The organism is Sphingobium sp. AP50, assembly GCF_900109095.1.
GTDB lineage: Bacteria > Pseudomonadota > Alphaproteobacteria > Sphingomonadales > Sphingomonadaceae > Sphingobium.
The window spans coordinates 113,595-131,324 of record NZ_FNYZ01000001.1 but is presented as its reverse complement, the minus strand read 5'-3'; the positions used below and the strand labels follow the sequence as shown (position 1 = coordinate 131,324).

The window sequence follows — 17,730 nt, the reverse complement described above, 5'->3', positions numbered from 1 at the left end:
CTATGCCCTGCGTAACGCGGCCAGCTTGAATTGGTTGTGAATGGATTATCCTTTCCATGCCAGCATTTATCGCAGGTTCAGAAAAGCCGCCTTCTGTTCATGGGAATGACAGAAAGCGTGTTCTTTCCGTCACATAATCGGCTTTTGCCCGATTTTTCGATTTCGTTCAGGAAACCTTCCGGCCCGCTCATCCATTTCTCCCCTGCCGACACCGAGCCGCTTTGAGCGCTCCCTTCGGCCCGGCGGGTCCACACCGCCGCATTCCAATCATCAACGAATAAAAGGGTCACACCCATGAAGACACTGGTTTTCACGGCCGCCGCTGCTGCGTGCCTGCTCCCCGCCGCCGCCTTTGCACAGGACGATGCCGGCTCCACCAAGCGCCTTGAGCCCTATGTCGGCGTCATGGCCGGCGTGCATAATTATGATAGCGAAACCAGCAAGGAAGGCATTCCGCCGGTCGGCTATAAAGGCCGCATGGTCGAAGGCGTCGCCGGCGTGAACTATAATGTCGCCGGGCCGGTCGTCGTCGGTGTCGAAGGCACCGCGTCGAAGGGCGTGAGCGGCGATATCGACTGGGAATATGGCGCCGCTGGCCGAGTTGGTGTGAAGGCGGGCAAGGACAGCCTGATCTTCACCAAGGTCGGCTATCAGTGGACCAATTTCGATGCGCTGGGCAAGGATAGCCGCGACTATCATGGCATGACCTATGGCGCGGGCGTCGAACTGTCCCCGGCCGACATGGGCGGTTCCGCGCAAAGCAGCAGTGTCCGCCTGCGCGTACAGGCCGATACGACCGGCAACTTCCACTCGATCCGCCCGATGGCAGGTGTTGTCGCCAAATTCTGAATGGATGCGCGGGCGGGCTGAAAGGTTCGCCCGCGCGCTTTGACATCGCGCATCGTCGATCCACCCCGACGATACGCACGGATCACCTCCCTCTGGCGGGAGTTGGGGTGCGGGGCGGCCTTTGGACTGCAGCCGTTCCGCATTCCCCCTGATCCAATATTGCCCGTGACAACAGGCCGCCATAAGCCTGTAGCCATGAAACAACTGATCAGCCTGCTGGCCCTGACCGCCATGATCACCGGGTGCAGCGACAGGCCCCGCACAGAGAGCCTTGTCGGCGACTGGCCGGTTGCGAGCGATGCGACGCTGGCGGGCGAGAGCATTACCTTGCAGTTCCGCAAATATGGCGATGGCGACCTCAGCCGAACCCTGTCCTACACATTGGCGCCCGATGGACAGATGACGGTCGAGCGTGGCGCCGACCATCATGTCTGCTGCTTTGGCGGGGTTGACGGCCATTTCATCGATAGTCGGAAAGTGTATAGCCTGCCCCAAGGCAGGGCCATGCAGTTGCGCCGCATGTTCGGACGGCTGCGGCCGGAAAAGCTGACGGCCGACCTGCCTTTCGTCCTGCCGAAGGGCTGCACCTATATTTTCGATGGCGGTGCGGTGGCCGGCGTGAATTTCGACAAGGGGTCTGCCGGCGGCTCTTTCATTTTCCAGTCCGGATGTGACGGAGACGGAGCGCGGCAGGTGCAGCACATGTTGCGTGCGATGCAGACGCTGCTGCCACCGGTCGAAAACAGCCTGGCCTATCTGCCGCCCGCCACCTGACGGGCCAGGAAAAAACCCCCGGCACAGGCCGGGGGTCGAGGTTCAGGGGGAGTGCCAGCGGCGACAGAGGGGGGTCTGTCTAGAGGCGCCGCTGACAAGGAAAGAGATAGGCGCGATGTGCGTCCGGGGAATGTCCGGTTTGTTGCAAAAGTCGACGGGGTCGATTGGCGGGATAATGTTCGTCGCTAGGCTGTGGTGATCCCACTTTGATCCATTCCGTCATTGCGAGCGCAGCGAAGCAATCCACCGATGCACCATGGATTGCTTCGCTGCGCTCGCAATGACGATTCAAAGTGATAGCATTCCGCTCTAGCCGCTGTTCCGGAGCGCGGTAGCAATGGCGTTGATCGACAGTTCGATGCCTTCCTTGATCCGCGCATCATCCTCACCCGCGCGGTGACGCTTGAGCAGTTCGACCTGAAGCAGGTTCAGCGGCTCGATATAGGGCAGGCGCAGGCGGATCGAGGTTTCGAGCGCCGGGCTCTTTTCCAGCAGGCGCGACTGGCCGGTGGCTGCCAGCAACCCGTCATGCGCCTGTCCCCAGCCATCTTTGATGCGGCCGAAAAGCTCGTCCGCCTTGGCCTGATCCTCGACCAGCGGCAGATAGCGTGCGGCGATGCCCAGATCGGATTTAGCCAGCACCATCTCCAGATTGGCCAGCGCCGATTTCAGGAAAGCCCAATGCTGCGCCATGTCGGCCAGCAGCGCCTTGTCCTCAAACTGGGTCAGCGCATGGCCCACGCCATACCAGCCGGGCAGCATGACGCGCGCCTGCGCCCAGCTGAACACCCAGGGGATGGCGCGCAGATCCTCGATCGCATTGCTCTTGGTCCGGCTGGCCGGACGGGAGCCGATCTTGAGGCCGGAAATCTCCTGTATCGGGGTAAGCTGGCGGAAAAATTCCTTGAAGCCGTCGGTGCCGTAGACGAGGTCGCGATAGGCGGCGAAGGCGTTTTTCGACAGTTCGTCCATCGCGCCGGAGAAGCGCGCCGCGTCCCGCGCCGAAATCCCCTCCGGCTCCAGACTGGCGAGCAGGGTCGCGCTGGTCATCGCTTCCAAATTGGTCATGGCGACATCGCGCGTGCCGAATTTGGCGGCGATCACCTCGCCCTGTTCGGTGATGCGGATGCGCCCCTGCACGCTGCCGCGCGGCTGCGCCTGTATGGCCTTGAACGCCGATCCGCCGCCACGCCCCACCGCGCCGCCGCGGCCGTGGAACAACTGCATCGCCGCACCGGCATCGGCAAAGACCGGCTCCAGCGCCTGACTGGCCTTGTACAGGCTCCAGGTGGAGGTGATGTAGCCGCCATCCTTGTTGCTGTCCGAATAGCCGATCATCACTTCCTGATGGCCCCGCGCTTTCACCACGCCGGCGATTTCGGGCAGGCCGAAATAGGCGGTCATGATGCTGGGCGCGGCCTCAAGATCGGCGATGGTTTCGAACAGCGGGATCGCCATGATCGCCGCCTGCGGTGCGGCGCCATCCACGCCTGCGCGCCACAGGCCCGCTTCCTTCAGCAGGATATTCACTTCCAGCAGGTCGGAGACGCTCTCCGCCTTGGAAATGATATAATGGGTGATGCAGGGCGAACCGTATCGCTGGTGTGCGGTCGCGGCGGCATGGACAATCGCCAGTTCGGACGCGGTTTCCTCCGAATAGTCGGAAAAGCGCGATCCCAGCGGCCGGTTGTTCGCCAGTTCTTTCCGCAACAAAGCGATGCGGGCATATTCGTCGAGCGAGAGATAATCCGCCTCGACCCCCGCGACTTTGAGGAGTTCACCCACGACCCGTTCGTGGACGGCGCTATTCTGCCGCATGTCGAGCGTGGCGAGGTGGAAGCCGAAGGTTTCGACCGCGCGAATCAGCCGACCAAGCGCACCGCCGGTCGACAGGGCACCATCACCCTCGCTCGCCAGCCCCTGCGCCACGGTGACGAGATCGCGGCGGAAATCCTGCGGCGTGGCATAGGCTTCGCCCTTGAGCGCCGACGGCCGGGCCGGCTGCCCGCCGGTCAGGGCGACGCAGGTGGCGGCAAGTCGGGCGTAGATGCCGGAAATGGCGCGGCGATAAGGCTCGTCCTTGCGGCTGGGCGATGCGTCACCGCTGGCTTCGGCCAGGTCCAGCACGGCCTGCGGCACATGGGCAAGTTCGGTCGACAGCGACAGTTCGGCGCCCAGCGCATGCAGCGCATCAAGATAATAAGCGATGGCCGCCTGACAGCCGCGTTTCAGCGCGAATTCGAGCTGCGGCGCCTGTACGAAGGGATTGCCGTCACGATCGCCACCGATCCAGCTGCCGACTCGCAGGAAACTTTGCGGGCGGGCGCCCAATACCCGCTCCCACCGGGCATAGAGGGCGGGCAGCACGGGCAGGAAAGTGTCGCGGAAATAGGCGAGGACATTTTCGATCTCGTCGGCGACGAACAATTTCTCGCGGCGCAGCGGGCGCGTCTGCCACAGCAGGGCGATCTGGCGGAAGATCGCTTCGTCCAGATTTTCGCCCTCGTCGGTCTCGGCCCGCCCCGCATCCTTGAGCAGCATCAGGTCGGCGATGCGATTCTTGTGATCGATCATGCTCTTGCGCCGCACCTCGGTCGGGTGGGCGGTGAGGACCGGAACGATCAGCGCATGGGACAGGAGATCGAGGACGGCGTCGCGGCCGACGCCTTCGCCCTCCAGCCGGGCCAGCGCGGAAGCGACGTCCGCGCCCGGCTCCGCTGCGACCCCTTGCCGATCTTCGGCCAGATTGGCGAGCATCGAGAAGAGCATGAAACCACGGGTGAAATTCAGCGTGTCGTCAAGGCTGAGCGCCTCCAGCCCCGTGTCGGTCAGGTCCGCGCCCTGCAAGCCGCGCGCCCGGTCGACCGAAGCAGACCGGATATATTCGGTCTGTTTGTAGAGCTTGTCGCCGCCATAGGCGCGTATGACGTCACCGAGCAGCCGCCCGAGATAGCGGATGTCGGGATTCTGCGTGATCGCAGGCGCGGATTGGGCGGTTGCGTGACTCTCCATAACACGTGATGCTGCACTGCGGCATGGCAGTGGTCAAGGCACCCGATCGTATATTCGTAGATGACCATCCTACACCGCTGTTTCAGGGCTCCTGATCGGACTGGCGGCGCAGATAAGCGATGATATCCGCCCGGTCGAGCGGATCGGGGATGCCGGCAAATTGCATGTTGGTGCCGGGCACGACCTGCCGGGGGTTGGCAATCCAGGCGTCCAGCGTCGGCGCATCCCAACGGCCGCCCTTGTCGATCATCGCCTGCGTATAGCCGAACCGGCCGCTATGCTGGCCCATCACCTGACCATAGACGCCATAGAGATTGGGGCCGCCAAAGTCGGGGGCATCCTTGCTCGCCTTGTGGCAACCGGCACAGACGCCGAATTTGCGCGCGCCCGCATCGGCATTCGCAACCTTCAACAGCGCGTCAAGCGAGGGGTTGGGGCCGGCCGCGCGCAGCCGTTCCTCCCGCCGATCATCGCCACAGGCTGAAAGGGACAGCAGGATCAGCGCCGCCGCAATGGAAAACCGCAAATGAAGACTCCTTCTGCCTCGCCCCTAGCGGATCAACACGGGCCGGGGACAGCGGACCGTTTGTCCCAACATGCCCTTGCGCTCCCCTGCCCGCTTGGGCCAAAGGGCATCAGTGACCGCCAGCATCAGCATAGGAACCGACAGCCACGGCAAGGACGTGCTGGTCGATGTCGAGGAATTGCTCGCCACCCGGCTGCTCGTTCAGGGCAATTCGGGGTCGGGCAAATCGCATCTGTTGCGCCGCCTGCTGGAAGAAAGCGCGCCGATGGTGCAGCAGGTGGTGATCGATCCCGAAGGCGATTTCGTGACGCTGGCCGACGAATATGGCCATGTGGTGATCGACGCGGGCGACTATAATGAGCGCGAGATCATCAAGATGGCGACGCGCATCCGCGAACATCGCGCGTCGGTGGTGCTCAGTCTCGAATCGCTGGAACTGGAGGCGCAGATGAAATGCGCCGCGACCTTCCTGTCGACCCTGTTCGATGCGCCACGCGACCATTGGTATCCGGCGCTGGTGGTGGTGGACGAGGCGCAGATGTTCGCGCCCGTTTCCGCCGGTGATGTGTCGGACGAAGCGCGGAGGCTTTCACTGGCCGCCATGACCAACCTGATGTGTCGCGGCCGTAAACGCGGCCTGGCAGGCGTGATCGCGACCCAGCGCCTCGCCAAGCTGGCCAAGAATGTGGCGGCAGAAGCCTCCAACTTCCTGATGGGCCGGACCTTCCTGGACATCGACATGGCGCGCGCGGCCGACCTGCTGGGCATGGAGCGGCGGCAGGCCGAGCAGATTCGCGATCTGGAGCGCGGGCGCTTTCTGGGCCTTGGTCCCGCCATCGCGCGGCGGCCGGTGGGCGTGAAGATCGGCACGGTCAAGACCGGCACGCGCGGCGGGACGCACAAGCTGATGCCGCCGCCGGTGACGACGGGCGGGGATTTTCAGGAGATGCTGTTCGCGCGGGTCGAGGAGGAGGCGCTGCCGCCGCCCCCGCCGCGCGCCGAACCGACCGCACGCCCGGCCGAGGAAATCATGCGCGCGCTGGCCGACACGCCATCGGCCAAGCCCGCCGCGCCGGAGCTGGATTTCGGAGAGAATGAACCGGTCGTCATTGCCGTGCTGGAGGATATCGTCGCCGATCTGGGCGATGCCGCGCCCAGTGTGGCGGCGATGTATCAGGATTTCGGCGTCCGCTGCCGGATGAAGGGGCTGAAGCGATCGCCGCTGGACCTGCCCGCCTTCCGCAAGCGCTTCGCCATGGCGCAAGCGGGCATGGCCGATGCCGATGATCCGCGCTGGCAGGATGCGATCCGGGCGGCGGAACCGGTGCCGGAGGATATGCTCGCGCCCTTCCTGCTGATCGCGCGGGCGGCGCTGGATGGACAGCCCTGCCCTGACGACAGCGCGCTGGCCCGCGCCTATGGCACCAGTTCGCCGGGCCGGGTGCGCCGCCTGATCGACTATATGGAGAAGTTGGGCGTTATCGTCGCCCGCACCGATTTTTCGGGCAAGCGATCGATCGGCCTACCGGGGCTGGGCCTGTCGACGGCGGCGGCCGAGGGATGAGCCAGCCGTCCGTCCTGTTCGTGTGTCTGGGCAATATCTGCCGGTCGCCGCTGGCGGAAGCGGCCTTGCGGGCGGAAGCGGAGAAGGCCGGGCTGGCTATCATCGTCGATTCGGCCGGGACCGGCGACTGGCATGTCGATTGCCCGCCTGATGCGCGGGCGCAGCGACAGGCATTGTCCCATGGCATCGACATTTCCCATTATCGCGGGCGACAGGTGACGGCGCAGGATTTCCGCCGCTTCACTTATGTTTATGCGCTGGATGCCGACAATCTGCGCAATTTGCGGCGCATCCGCCCGTCGGATGGGACGGCCGAGCTGCGACTGCTGATGGACATGGTGCCGGGGCGGGAGGGCAACGGCGTGACCGATCCCTATTATGGCGACGAAGCCGGCTTTGCCGTGACCTGGGACGATGTCACCCGCGCCGCGAGGGCCATTGTCGGCAGTTTGCAAGCTGTTGATAGAACTTCTTGAGTTAGCCCGTTCGTCCTGAGTAGCCCCTTCGACTGCCTGCCAAGGTCCAAAGCAGGCACGTGACTGCTTTGGACGCTCAGGACAGGCATTGAGCGAAGCCGAAATGGCGTATCGAAGGACAGGTGCTTCGATACGGGTCTTCGACAACCTCAGACCCTACTCAGCACGAACGGTTCATATTTGCTCACCCCCCTATTATCCGGCGGGCTTGGCCAATATCTCTTTCGCACGGGGCGCCAGACGGTCGACCGCTGCGGCATGGATGCCCGGCGCGGCGCAGAGCAGGCCGAAGGCGACGGGTTGGGGGCGGTTAAACCGCAGCGGATCGCCCAGCGCATCGGTGACGGTCGCGCCTGCTTCCGTGCAGATCAGTGCGGATGCGGCGACGTCCCATTCATTGCCCCAGCGCACGGTGGCGACCAGATCGGCCTCGTCCGCGGCGACCATGGCCATGCGCAGGGCAATGCTGTTGGGCTTGTCCACCGCCACCAGATCACGATCGGCCTTGGGCAACTGGTCGGCAGGCACGCGCGCGCCGGGCAGGATGCTGCGGTCGCCCGCCCGCAAGGCCAGACCATTGCGGATCGCGCCTGCGCCCGCCTGTGCCACCCACAATTCGTTGCGGGCGGGCGCGGCGAGAATGCCGATGCTGACCGCGCCATTTTCCACCAGCGCCACCGATACCGACCAGCCGGGGCGGCCACGCAGATAGTCGCGCGTGCCGTCGATCGGGTCGACCACCCAGACGCGCGGCACGCCGAGCCGGTGGACGGTATCCGCCGTTTCCTCCGACAGCCAGCCCGCTTCCGGATCGATCGCCGCCAGTCTTTCGCGCAGCATGGCGTCGACCGCCAGATCGGCTTCGCACACCGGATGGCCGGGCACTTTTTCCCACTGGCGCACGCGGGTTTCCCCGCCCGCCCAGAGGGTCAGCGCATGATCGGCCGCATCCGCCACGGCGGACACGACGGCGCGTAATCGGGCGTCATCCCCCGGCAACGGTCATCCCGTCGATACGCAGCGTCGGCACGTTCATGGCGTAACGGAACAGCAGGTCATTGGCAGGGACCAGCGTCCGGAACATGTCCTTCAGATTGCCGGCGATGGTGATTTCCGACACGGCATGGGCCACCGCGCCATTTTCGATCAGGAAGCCCGCTGCGCCGCGGCTATAGTCGCCGGTGACGCCATTGACGCCCATGCCGATCAGTTCGGTGACATAGAGGCCGCGTTTCACATCCGCCATCAGATCGCCGGGCGAAATGCTGCCGGCCTCCATATGGACATTGGTGATGCTGGCGCCCGGCGCACCGGCGCCACCGCGACTGGCATGGCCGGTGGGCTCAAGACCCAGTTGACGCGCTGAAGCGCTGTCCATCAGCCAGCCGGTCAGCACGCCCTTGTCGATCAGTGCGCGTCGCTCGACCGGCAGCCCCTCGCCATCGAAGGGGCGCGAGCGCAGACCGCGCTGCAACAGCGGATCGTCGATGATGGTGACGCTGCTGTCGAAGATCGCTTCGCCCAGCATGTCGAGCAGGAAGCTGGACCGGCGCGCGATCGCCGGGCCGACCATGCCGCCGATCAGATGGCCCATCATGCTGGAGCCGATGCGCGGGTCGAAGATCACCGGCATCACGCCGCTTTCGACCTTCACCGGATTGAGACGCGCCACCGCACGCTGGCCAGCGCGGATGCCGATCGCCTCGGCATCGTCCAGATCTTCGAGGTGGCGGACGCTGTGGCTGGCATGGTCGCGCTGCATATCGGCGCCTGCGCCCGCCAGCACGCTGGCCCAGGTCGCGTGGCTGGTGCCGGCATAGGCGCCGGCAAAGCCATGGCTGGTGGCCAGCGCCACCTGACTGCGGCCGCTCGATGCGCCGCCGCCTTCGCTGTTGGTGATGCCCGGCACGCCCCGCGCCGCTTCCTCCGCGATCAGCGCGCGTTCGCGCAGGGCAGCGGGTTCGGGCTCTTCCGCATCGGCCAGATCGAGCGAAGGCGGGCGCTTCTTGAGCAGCCGATCCTCCGGCGCCAGCCCGGCATAGGGATCTTCGGGCGCTTCGCGCGCCATGGCGATGCAGCGATCGACCAGAGTGGCCAGCGTCGCGGGATTCATGTCCGAAGCGGAGATGCTGGCGGAACGCTGGCCCACGAAAACGCGCAGGCCGATCTCTTCGCCCTCGGACCGCTCGACATCCTCCAGCGCGCCCAGCCGGACCGACACATTGGTCGACGCATTGCAGGCATAGATGGCGTCGGCCGCATCCGCGCCCGCCTTGCGCGCGGCGCTGACCAGATCCTGCGCACGCGACTGGGCTTCTTCTAGGCTGAGCATGGAGGAGAGATAGTCCTTATTTGGGCGTAGATAAGAGCAGGGCCTTACGCGCTTGCTGCGGAGGGGACAAGCGGGGGCACTGGCGGCGGGACGGACGCGGGTCCAGTGCCCGCCAGCCAATGATCGAGCAGATGCCAAGCGACGGCCATGCGCGGGGGGGCAAGGAAGGGCGCGTCTGCTTCCCCGGCCATCGCCGCGCGGATGCCCGCCAGATCGCACCAGAAGGCGTCTTCAATCTCGGTCTGGTCGAGCGTCAGCGCCGGATCATCGGCCTGCGCGATGCAGGCGATCATCAGGGACGATGGGAAGGGCCAGGGCTGACTCATCACATAGCGGACATCGCGCACGCGGATGCCGGCTTCCTCGAACAATTCGCGCGCGACCGCTTCCTCGATCGTCTCGCCCGGTTCGACAAAGCCCGCCAGCGCCGAATAGCGGCCCTGCGGCCAGCTATGCTGACGGCCGAGCAACACTCGCCCGTCATGTTCGGCCAGCATGATGACGACCGGGTCGGTGCGCGGGAAATGTTCCGATCCGCAGCCGCTGCATTTGCGCGACCAGCCGGCCTTGACCGGATCGGTACCGCCGCCGCAGACCGAACAGAAGCGATGCCGGGCATGCCAGTGCACCAGACTGCGCGCCGTGCCGTAGAGCGCGACTTCCTCGGCCGGAACCTGATCGGCGATGGCGCGGCTGCGCGGTGTCGGGCTGAGGCCGGGGCCAAGATCGGCGATCAGACGTGCGAAGATCGGGCGACCGGTCGGGTCCACGCCCAGCAACACATGATCCTCAAGCTGCGCATCGGGTGCCAAAGGCTCCAGCACGAGATGGCCGTCCGCCTCGACCGGCTCCAACCCATCCAGCAGGAGCAGGCGGGCGGCAGGATCGGCAAATGTCTCCGCCAGCAGCGCGGCATTGGTGCGGATATGATCTACCCGGTCCAGCGTGCCGCCGACAAAGCCCGGCAGCGGCCTGTGTATATCAGTTCCGTGCATCTCATTCCTTTCTTACCGCCGCGACGGCGCGGGCGAACAGGGTGGGCAGCCCCGCCTCCTCGATCCGCGCGATCGGCCACCATTCGCCTTCCCCGGCGGGCGCGTCCTTCACATGGGCATGGTGGACGCTGAGCGCCAGCGAGAAATGGGTGAAGACATGGACGACCGGTTCTGCAATCGCGCTCCAGCGTGCGGCGATCGGCGGCGTGCCATCAGGCGCGGCGCTCCAGTCGGAACTGGGCAGCGCGCGCATCCCGCCCAGCAATCCCTTGTCCGGTCGCCGGATCAGCCAGACATGGTCGTCGCGTTCCATCCACCAGGCATGGCCGAGGCGATGGGGCTTCACCTTCTTGGGCGCCTTGACCGGATAGGCGGCGGGATCGGCGGTCAGGACGGCATCGCAATCCTCCCGCAGCGGACAGATGCCACAAGCCGGATTGCGTGCCGTACAGATGGTCGCGCCCAGATCCATCATCGCCTGCGCGAAATCCCCGGCGCGGGCATCGGGCGTGATCCGGTCGGCGGCTTCGCGAATCTCCGGCCGGGCGGCGGGTAGCGGCGTCTCGATGGCGAAGAGCCGGGCCACCACCCGCTCGACATTGGCGTCGACCACCACCGCCCGCCGGCCAAAGGCGATCGCGGCGACAGCGGCGGCGGTATAGGTCCCCACCCCCGGCAACGCACGCAGGCCATCCTCCGTATCGGGAAAGTCCCCGCCATGGTCGCGCACGACCGCGCGGGCACATTCCAGCAGGTTGCGGGCACGGGCATAATAGCCAAGCCCGGCCCAGGCGGCCATCAGATCGGCATCCTCGCTCGCGGCGAGATCGCCGACCGTCGGCCAGCGCTGGGTGAACTTCGCGAAATAGGGGCCGACCGCCGCCACGGTCGTCTGTTGCAGCATGACTTCCGACAACCAGACCCGATAGGGATCGGTTGCATTGGCGCCCGGCGGCGCACGCCAGGGCAGGCGGCGCGCATGGACGTCATAATGGGCAAGCAGGTCGCTCGCGATTTTTATGTCTCTACCCTCGACGCGCATGGCGGCCCTATGCCATTAAGCGCGCCATGACGGAACGCCCGGTCCCACCGAAAATGAAGAGTCGCAAAGTGTCGGCCGAAGAACGGCCACGCATCGGCGCGCCGCGCCAGATTTCCGACCTGATGCCCGACATCGGCCGGGCCGCCTTCCGCAAGTTCGGTTTCGTCCAGTCCAGCATCGTCACCCGCTGGGCAGAGATTGTCGGCCCCCATTATGCCAGCATCAGCGCGCCCGAATCGATCCGATTCCCCGTCGGCCAGAAAGCCGGCGGTACGTTGCAGCTCACCGTGATGAGCGGCCATGCGCCGATGGTGCAGCATGTGCTGCCCGACATTGTCGATCGGGTAAACCGCTTCTTCGGCTATGCCGCCGTCGCCAAGGTAGCGATGCGGCAGGGCGATATTCGTCCCGCCACCGCGGAGCGCCGTCCGCCGCCGCGCAACCTGAAGCCCATACCGGTCGAACTGGGCGATTCGCTGCGCGACATTGGCGACCCGGAATTGCGCGCGGTGCTCGAATCGCTGGCGCAGGGGCTTGCCAACAGCAGCGGCTTGCCCAAGATCAACTGATATCAGTTCGGCTGTGGTTCAGCCGGCTCTTGTTACGGACCCGCCCCATGAAAAAATTCCTGTCGCTTGCCCTGCTCGCCGTTCCCGCCGCTCTGGTCGCCGCGCCCGCGGTCAACTGGGTCAGCCGTGTAACCATCACGCCGATCGGCGGCCATTATATGGGCAATCCGGCGGCGCCGACCAAGCTGGTCGAATATGTGAGCTATACCTGTTCGCACTGCGCCCATTTCGTCGGTGAGGCGAGCGCGCCGCTGAAGGCGGACTATGTGAAGGGCGGCAAGGTCGCGGTCGAGGTGCGCAATGCCGTGCGCGACAAATATGACCTGACCGCCGCCCTGCTCGCCCGCTGCGGCGGCCCCGCCCGTTTCATGGGCAATCATGAGGCGCTGTTCGCCAACCAGACCGTCTGGATGGAGCAGCTGGAAACCTATGACCGCGATGCGACCAAGCCGACCGAGCAGGTTCCCGCATTGCAGGATATCGGCCAGAAGACCGGCCTTTATGCGCTGATGAACAAGCGCGGCTTTACCAATGCGCAACTCAACGCCTGCATCGCCAGCCCGCAATCGATGAAGCAGATACTGGCGATGACCGACGAGGCGTGGAACAAGGTGAAGATCACCGGTACGCCCGGCTTCGTCGTCAACGGTACGCTGGTGCAGGGATCGACCTGGGCCATTCTTCAGGCCGCATTGCCCGCCGCCGCGCGCTGATCTACACCCCGCCTCCTACGCCAATCATCGGAGCCTTGCCCGTCGTGAAAGCCTTTTCCGGTATCGCCATCCTCGCCCTCAGCCTGACCCTTGCTGCCTGCAACAAGAGCGAGGAAGGCGCCAAGCCGACTGGGGAGCCGATCGCCGCCGTCGCCGCGCCTGCGGGCACAAGCTGGTCGGAAACGGTCGCGGACACGCCCGACGGCTATTATGTGATGGGCAATCCCAATGCGAAGGTGAAGCTGGTCGAGTTCGGTTCCTACACCTGTAGCCATTGCGCGGCTTTCGCCAAGGAAGGGTCGGAGGAGATCAAGAAGATCGTCGATACCGGCAAGATGAGCTTCGAATTCCGGCCCTATCTGCGCGATCCGATCGACCTGTCCAGCGCGCTGCTCGCCCGCTGCGGTGGCAAGGACATCTTCTATCCGCTGTCCGAGCAGTTTTTCGCCAACCAGAGCGCGATGTTCGACAAGGTGCAGGGCAACGACGCCGCGTTCAAGGCGGTGGAGCAAATGCCCGCCGCGCAGCGCCCTGGTGCCATCGCCCAGATTGCCGGGCTGGTCGAATTCGCCCAGCAGCGCGGCATTTCTGCCGATCAGGCCAAGCAGTGTCTGGCCGACACGGCGGCCGCGACCAAGCTGGCCAAGGGCGTGGAAGCGGCCAACAGCCAATATAATATCGAAGGCACGCCGACCTTCGTCCTGAACGGCGTGGTGGTGCCGAACACCGCCACCTGGGCGACGCTCCAGCCCCGGCTCAAGGAAGCGGGTCTCTGATTGGCGCAGGGGGGGCTGATATCGGCGCGCGCGCATAGGAAGGCCGGGGCGGAACGCTGCCCCGGCGCGATCCCGTGCAGATAAAGCGCCTCAAGCTCTCCGGCTTCAAAAGCTTCGTCGATGCGACGGAGCTGCGGATCGAACCGGGCCTGACCGGCATTGTCGGCCCCAATGGCTGCGGTAAATCCAACCTGCTGGAAGCCATCCGCTGGGTCATGGGCGAATCCAGCGCCAAATCCATGCGCGGCGGCGGCATGGAGGATGTGATCTTCGCCGGCACCACCAGCCGGCCGCAGCGCGACTTTGCAGAAGTGTCGCTGCTGACCGTGCAGGAACAGGGCGAACTGTTCAACGCGGTCGAGGTGGGCGCTGACGGTGAACTGGAAGTCACGCGCCGGATAGAGCGCGGCGCGGGCAGCGCCTATCGCGCCAATGGGCGCGACGTGCGCGCCAAGGATGTGGCGCTGGTCTTTGCCGATGCCGCAACCGGTCCGCATAGCCCGGCGCTGGTCAGCCAGGGGCGCATCGCCGCCGTCATCGCCGCCAAGCCGCAGGAGCGGCGCGCCATGCTGGAGGAAGCAGCCGGGATCGCCGGCCTGCATGTCCGGCGCAAGGATGCCGAGCAGAAATTACGTGCTGCCGAGGCCAATCTGGCGCGGCTGGACGAAATATTGATCGATATGGACGCGCGGGCGGCCAGCCTGCGGCGACAGGCCAAGGCAGCCGAACGCTATATCCGGCTGTCCGATCAGATTCGGATCGCCGAAGGACGCGTGCTGTTTGCCCGGTGGCGGGAGGCCAATGCCAGTGCCGAGGCCGCACGGGCCGAGGCCAAGCAGGCCGACGCCGCGGTATCGGCCGCGCAGGAGGGACAGATGGCGGCCGCCGCCCATGCGCAGGCCGCCGTCGCCGCGCTGGCCGAACGGCGCGCCGCCGCGCAGGAGGCACGCGATGCCGCCAATGAGGCGGGCCATCGGCTCGCGGCGCTGCGGACCGAGCGGGACTCGGTGGTGCGCCGCCTGTCTGACCTCGCCCAGCAGGCGAAGCGGCTGGAGGAAGACCGGGCGCGCGAAGGGACGCTGGCCAATGATGCGGCGGACGCCATCGCCCGGCTGACCGCCGAGATCGCGACGCTGAAGAGCCGGATCGCGGAAACCGAAAAACTACGCCCCGATTTTGCCGTGCGCATCGCAGCAGCCGAAGCGGCTGCACGCGATACCGAACTGGATCTGGCCAAGGCGATGGCGAAACAGGCCGCGGAACAGGCAGAATTGCGGGTCGCGGAAGCGGCGCTGGTGGCAGCGCGCAGCCGGCTGGACCGGGCGGAGCGGGATGTGGCGCGACTGGCCGCTGAAGCGGGCGCCCTGCCCGACGCTGCGCCGCTGGAAGCGCAGCGCGCGGCCGCCATCGACTGGCAGGCGCAGGCTGGTGCCGATCGCGATGCGGCCGAGGCCACCATTCAGACCGCCGACAGGGACCGGCAAGCCGCCGCCGAAGCGCGCGCCACCGCCGAAGCCGCGCTGGCCGCCGCCCGCGCGGGACTGGCGGCACTGGATAGCGAGGCGGCTGCGCTGAAGCGGGCCGTCGACAGCGGCAGCGGCCATCGCAGCCGCGCGCTCGATCAGTTGAAGGCGGCGCCCGGCTATGAACGCGCGCTGGCGGCGGCGCTGGGCGACGATCTGGAAGCGCCGGTCGGGGCCGAGGGCAAAAGGCGCTGGGCCGGGGCCGATTCGCTGCCCGCCGATCCGGCACTGCCTGCCGGGACGACTGCGCTTGCCGCCCATGTCAGCGCGCCAGCTGAACTCGCCCGGCGTCTGGCGCAGGTCGCGGTTGCGCAGGAAGATGACGGCCAGCCGCTGGCGGTCGGCCAGCGGATCGTCACGCTGGACGGGCGGTTGCGCCGCTGGGACGGCTATGTCGCGCTGGAAGGCGGGGCGGCGGCGGCCGAGCGGCTGATCCGTCTCAACCGGCTGGAGGCGATCGCTGCTGCCCGTCCTGAGGCGCAGGCCGAGGTCGAAAGTGCCGCCGCGGCGCAGGAGGACGCCAAGGCGCGCGAACAGGCGGCGGCGCAGGCTTTGGCGGCGGGTCGGACGGCGCTGTCGCAGGCCGATCAGCGGCTGCGTACCGCGCTGCGCGCCGCTGACGAAGCAACGACCGCGCTGGAACGGCTGGCCGGGCGGCGCGAAGGCATAGAGGAACGACTGGCCGAAGCCCGGCGGGATCAGACTGCGGCTCTGGCCGAGCATGACAAGGCCGGGACGGCGCGCGCCGCCGTGCCCGACGGCGCTGAAACCCGGACGCTGGTCGCTGCGCTGGTTCAGGCCAGCGAGAAGGCCCGCGCCGCCGTCAGCCAGTTGCAGGCCGATCAGGCGCTGGCCGACCGCGCCTTGTCCAGCGATCGCGAGCGGCAGGCCGCCGCCGATGCCGAGACGAAGGGATGGCGCGCCCGCGCCGGGGAGGCCGCCAAGCGCATCGCCGCCATGGTCGATCGGGCGGAAGAGATTGCGACCGAGCGCACCGCGATGGAAGCCCAGCCCGATGCGCTGGCGCAGGCGATCACCGACCTGAGCGACCGGGGCAGCGCCCTGACCGACGCCGCCGATCAGGCCCGCCGCGCCGAAATGGAATCGGAAGGCACGCTGCGCAGTGCCGAAGGGCGGGCCGCGCAGGCAGGCGAAACGCTGGCCGCGGCGCGCGAAGCCCGCGCCACCGCCGTCGCCCGCGCCGAAGCGGCCGATGAACGGCGGATCGAAACCAACCGCCTGTCGGGCGAGCGGTTCGAATGCCCGCCGCCGGTGCTGCCGGAGAAACTCGGCTTTTCCAGCGCGGACGTGCGGCTGGCGCAGACCGAACAGGCCGAGCATGACCGGTTCGTGGTCGAACGCGAGCGGATCGGCCCGGTCAATCTGGTCGCGGCGCAGGAACTGGAGGAACTGGAAGCCACGCAGGCGACCAGTCGTGCAGAAAGCGCGGAACTGACGCAGGCAATCAACCAGTTGCGCGGATCGATCGGCAGCCTCAATCGTGAAGGGCGACAGCGGTTGCTGGCCGCGTTCGAGGCCGTGGACGGCCATTTCCGGCGTCTGTTCACCACATTGTTCAATGGCGGGCAGGCCCACCTTGAGTTGATCGACAGCGACGATCCGCTGGAGGCCGGGCTGGAGATCATGGCCCAGCCGCCGGGCAAGAAACTGGCGGCGCTGACCCTGTTGTCGGGCGGCGAACAGGCGCTGACGGCGGTGGCGCTGATCTTTGGCCTGTTCCTGACCAATCCCGCGCCGATCTGTGTGCTGGACGAAGTCGACGCGCCGCTGGACGACGCCAATGTCGAGCGTTTCTGCGACCTGCTGGACGCGATGGTGGCGCAGACCAACACCCGCTATCTGATCGTCACCCATAATGCCGTCAGCATGGCGCGCATGCACCGGCTGTTCGGCGTCACCATGGTCGAACGCGGGGTCAGTCGCTTGGTATCAGTCAATTTGCACGGCGCAGAAGCGTTGCTGGCGGCGGAATGAGGCAATTTGAAGCAACAGTCCAACTGACCGGCGAAGATGTCGCTGCCGCTGCGCGTCATCATTATCTTGGTAACTTACGATTCTTGCGTTGGGCCATACCGATATTGGGCATCTTGATTGTGCTTATCGTCGCTCTCGTCATTGTGGTCGGACCGCAGGTTATGGGAGGCTGGTCGGACAACATCGTGCTGATCACCGCTCTTACGGTGGGAATAGCTTCCTTCTGGGGCAATTATGCAATTTTCATCCCACGCGCCGCGCGTCGGCAGTTCGAGGAGCAAGCCGGGCTTCAGGGAAGCATGCACTATAGCTGGGATGAACAGCATATTAGACTGGAAACGAAGACGAGCCACGCCAACATGCTTTGGACGCAGTTCCATGCATATCATGACGCAGAGAACGTCATGCAACTTTACCTATCTCGGCAACTTTATTGGGTGATCCCCAAACGCTGTCTGCCGCCGGATTGCGCCGCCGATTTACTGGCGCGGCTCGAAGAACATGCCGTACCTGCGCGAAACAAGCGCAAGTAGATTTGTTCAGGCCAGCAATGCGGAACCGGTCCTTGCCGCCGCGCACTGACT

General features: G+C 66.0%; 16 protein-coding genes. 9 read left to right on the top strand and 7 right to left on the bottom strand.

Annotated features, from left to right (window positions below; translation table 11 throughout):
• Positions 1-77 precede the first annotated feature (77 nt).
• Entirely contained in the window at positions 78-314 is a 237-nt protein-coding gene (locus BMY84_RS28955) for a hypothetical protein (protein WP_143074956.1), read from the bottom strand.
• On the opposite strand from BMY84_RS28955, the gene BMY84_RS00665 reads away from it, so the two are divergent.
• A complete protein-coding gene (locus tag BMY84_RS00665; protein WP_093079399.1) occupies positions 295-849 on the top strand; it encodes an outer membrane protein in 555 nt (184 codons plus the stop codon). The genes BMY84_RS28955 and BMY84_RS00665 overlap by 20 nt on opposite strands.
• Before the next feature lie 195 nt (positions 850-1,044).
• Entirely contained in the window at positions 1,045-1,623 is a 579-nt protein-coding gene (locus BMY84_RS00660; RefSeq protein WP_093079397.1) for a hypothetical protein, read from the top strand.
• 309 nt (positions 1,624-1,932) lie between these two features.
• Here BMY84_RS00660 and ppc read toward each other — a convergent pair whose 3' ends face one another.
• Together ppc and BMY84_RS00650 are read right to left on the bottom strand one after the other, a co-directional pair.
• The gene (gene ppc / locus BMY84_RS00655) at positions 1,933-4,635 is read right to left on the bottom strand and encodes a phosphoenolpyruvate carboxylase (protein WP_093079394.1); all 2,703 of its coding nucleotides are present in this window, start codon (positions 4,633-4,635) and stop codon (positions 1,933-1,935) included.
• Positions 4,636-4,717: 82 nt separating this feature from the next.
• Entirely contained in the window at positions 4,718-5,161 is a 444-nt protein-coding gene (locus BMY84_RS00650; RefSeq protein WP_093079391.1) for a c-type cytochrome, read from the bottom strand.
• Between the two features lie 112 nt (positions 5,162-5,273).
• Between BMY84_RS00650 and BMY84_RS00645 the strand changes: the two genes are divergently transcribed.
• Both BMY84_RS00645 and BMY84_RS00640 read left to right on the top strand, forming a co-directional pair.
• Positions 5,274-6,725 (top strand): ATP-binding protein, encoded by a 1,452-nt coding sequence (locus BMY84_RS00645; RefSeq protein WP_093079389.1) that lies wholly within the window; start codon positions 5,274-5,276, stop codon positions 6,723-6,725.
• Positions 6,722-7,201 (top strand): low molecular weight protein-tyrosine-phosphatase, encoded by a 480-nt coding sequence (locus tag BMY84_RS00640; RefSeq protein ID WP_093079386.1) that lies wholly within the window; start codon positions 6,722-6,724, stop codon positions 7,199-7,201. The genes BMY84_RS00645 and BMY84_RS00640 overlap by 4 nt, the downstream gene beginning before the upstream one ends.
• Before the next feature lie 195 nt (positions 7,202-7,396).
• Here the strand turns inward: BMY84_RS00640 and BMY84_RS00635 are convergent, their stop codons facing one another.
• From BMY84_RS00635 to BMY84_RS00620, 4 genes are read right to left on the bottom strand one after another with little or no spacing between them, the layout of a single operon-like run.
• Positions 7,397-8,200, bottom strand: a complete 804-nt coding sequence (locus tag BMY84_RS00635) for a 3'(2'),5'-bisphosphate nucleotidase CysQ (protein ID WP_093079383.1) — start codon at positions 8,198-8,200, stop codon at positions 7,397-7,399.
• Complete coding sequence (locus BMY84_RS00630; protein ID WP_093079380.1) at positions 8,187-9,533, bottom strand: TldD/PmbA family protein; 1,347 nt, start codon at positions 9,531-9,533, stop codon at positions 8,187-8,189. Before BMY84_RS00630 ends, BMY84_RS00635 begins: the two co-directional genes overlap by 14 nt.
• 44 nt (positions 9,534-9,577) lie before the next feature.
• Complete coding sequence (nudC, locus tag BMY84_RS00625; RefSeq protein WP_093079378.1) at positions 9,578-10,528, bottom strand: NAD(+) diphosphatase; 951 nt, start codon at positions 10,526-10,528, stop codon at positions 9,578-9,580.
• Position 10,529: 1 nt separating this feature from the next.
• A complete protein-coding gene (locus BMY84_RS00620) occupies positions 10,530-11,570 on the bottom strand; it encodes an A/G-specific adenine glycosylase (protein WP_093079375.1) in 1,041 nt (346 codons plus the stop codon).
• 26 nt (positions 11,571-11,596) lie between these two features.
• Between BMY84_RS00620 and BMY84_RS00615 the strand changes: the two genes are divergently transcribed.
• From BMY84_RS00615 to BMY84_RS00595, 5 genes are all read left to right on the top strand, one after another.
• Positions 11,597-12,139 (top strand): DUF721 domain-containing protein, encoded by a 543-nt coding sequence (locus BMY84_RS00615; protein WP_093079372.1) that lies wholly within the window; start codon positions 11,597-11,599, stop codon positions 12,137-12,139.
• Between the two features lie 47 nt (positions 12,140-12,186).
• Positions 12,187-12,852 (top strand): thioredoxin domain-containing protein, encoded by a 666-nt coding sequence (locus BMY84_RS00610; protein WP_093079370.1) that lies wholly within the window; start codon positions 12,187-12,189, stop codon positions 12,850-12,852.
• 44 nt (positions 12,853-12,896) lie between these two features.
• Positions 12,897-13,628 carry a DsbA family protein gene (locus tag BMY84_RS00605; RefSeq protein WP_093081558.1) on the top strand — a complete coding sequence of 244 codons (732 nt, stop codon included), beginning with the start codon at positions 12,897-12,899 and terminating at the stop codon, positions 13,626-13,628.
• Between the two features lie 74 nt (positions 13,629-13,702).
• Positions 13,703-17,146, top strand: a complete 3,444-nt coding sequence (smc, locus tag BMY84_RS00600) for a chromosome segregation protein SMC (protein ID WP_093079367.1) — start codon at positions 13,703-13,705, stop codon at positions 17,144-17,146.
• A complete protein-coding gene (locus BMY84_RS00595; RefSeq protein WP_093079365.1) occupies positions 17,143-17,679 on the top strand; it encodes a YcxB family protein in 537 nt (178 codons plus the stop codon). Before smc ends, BMY84_RS00595 begins: the two co-directional genes overlap by 4 nt.
• Positions 17,680-17,730: the final 51 nt, after the last annotated feature.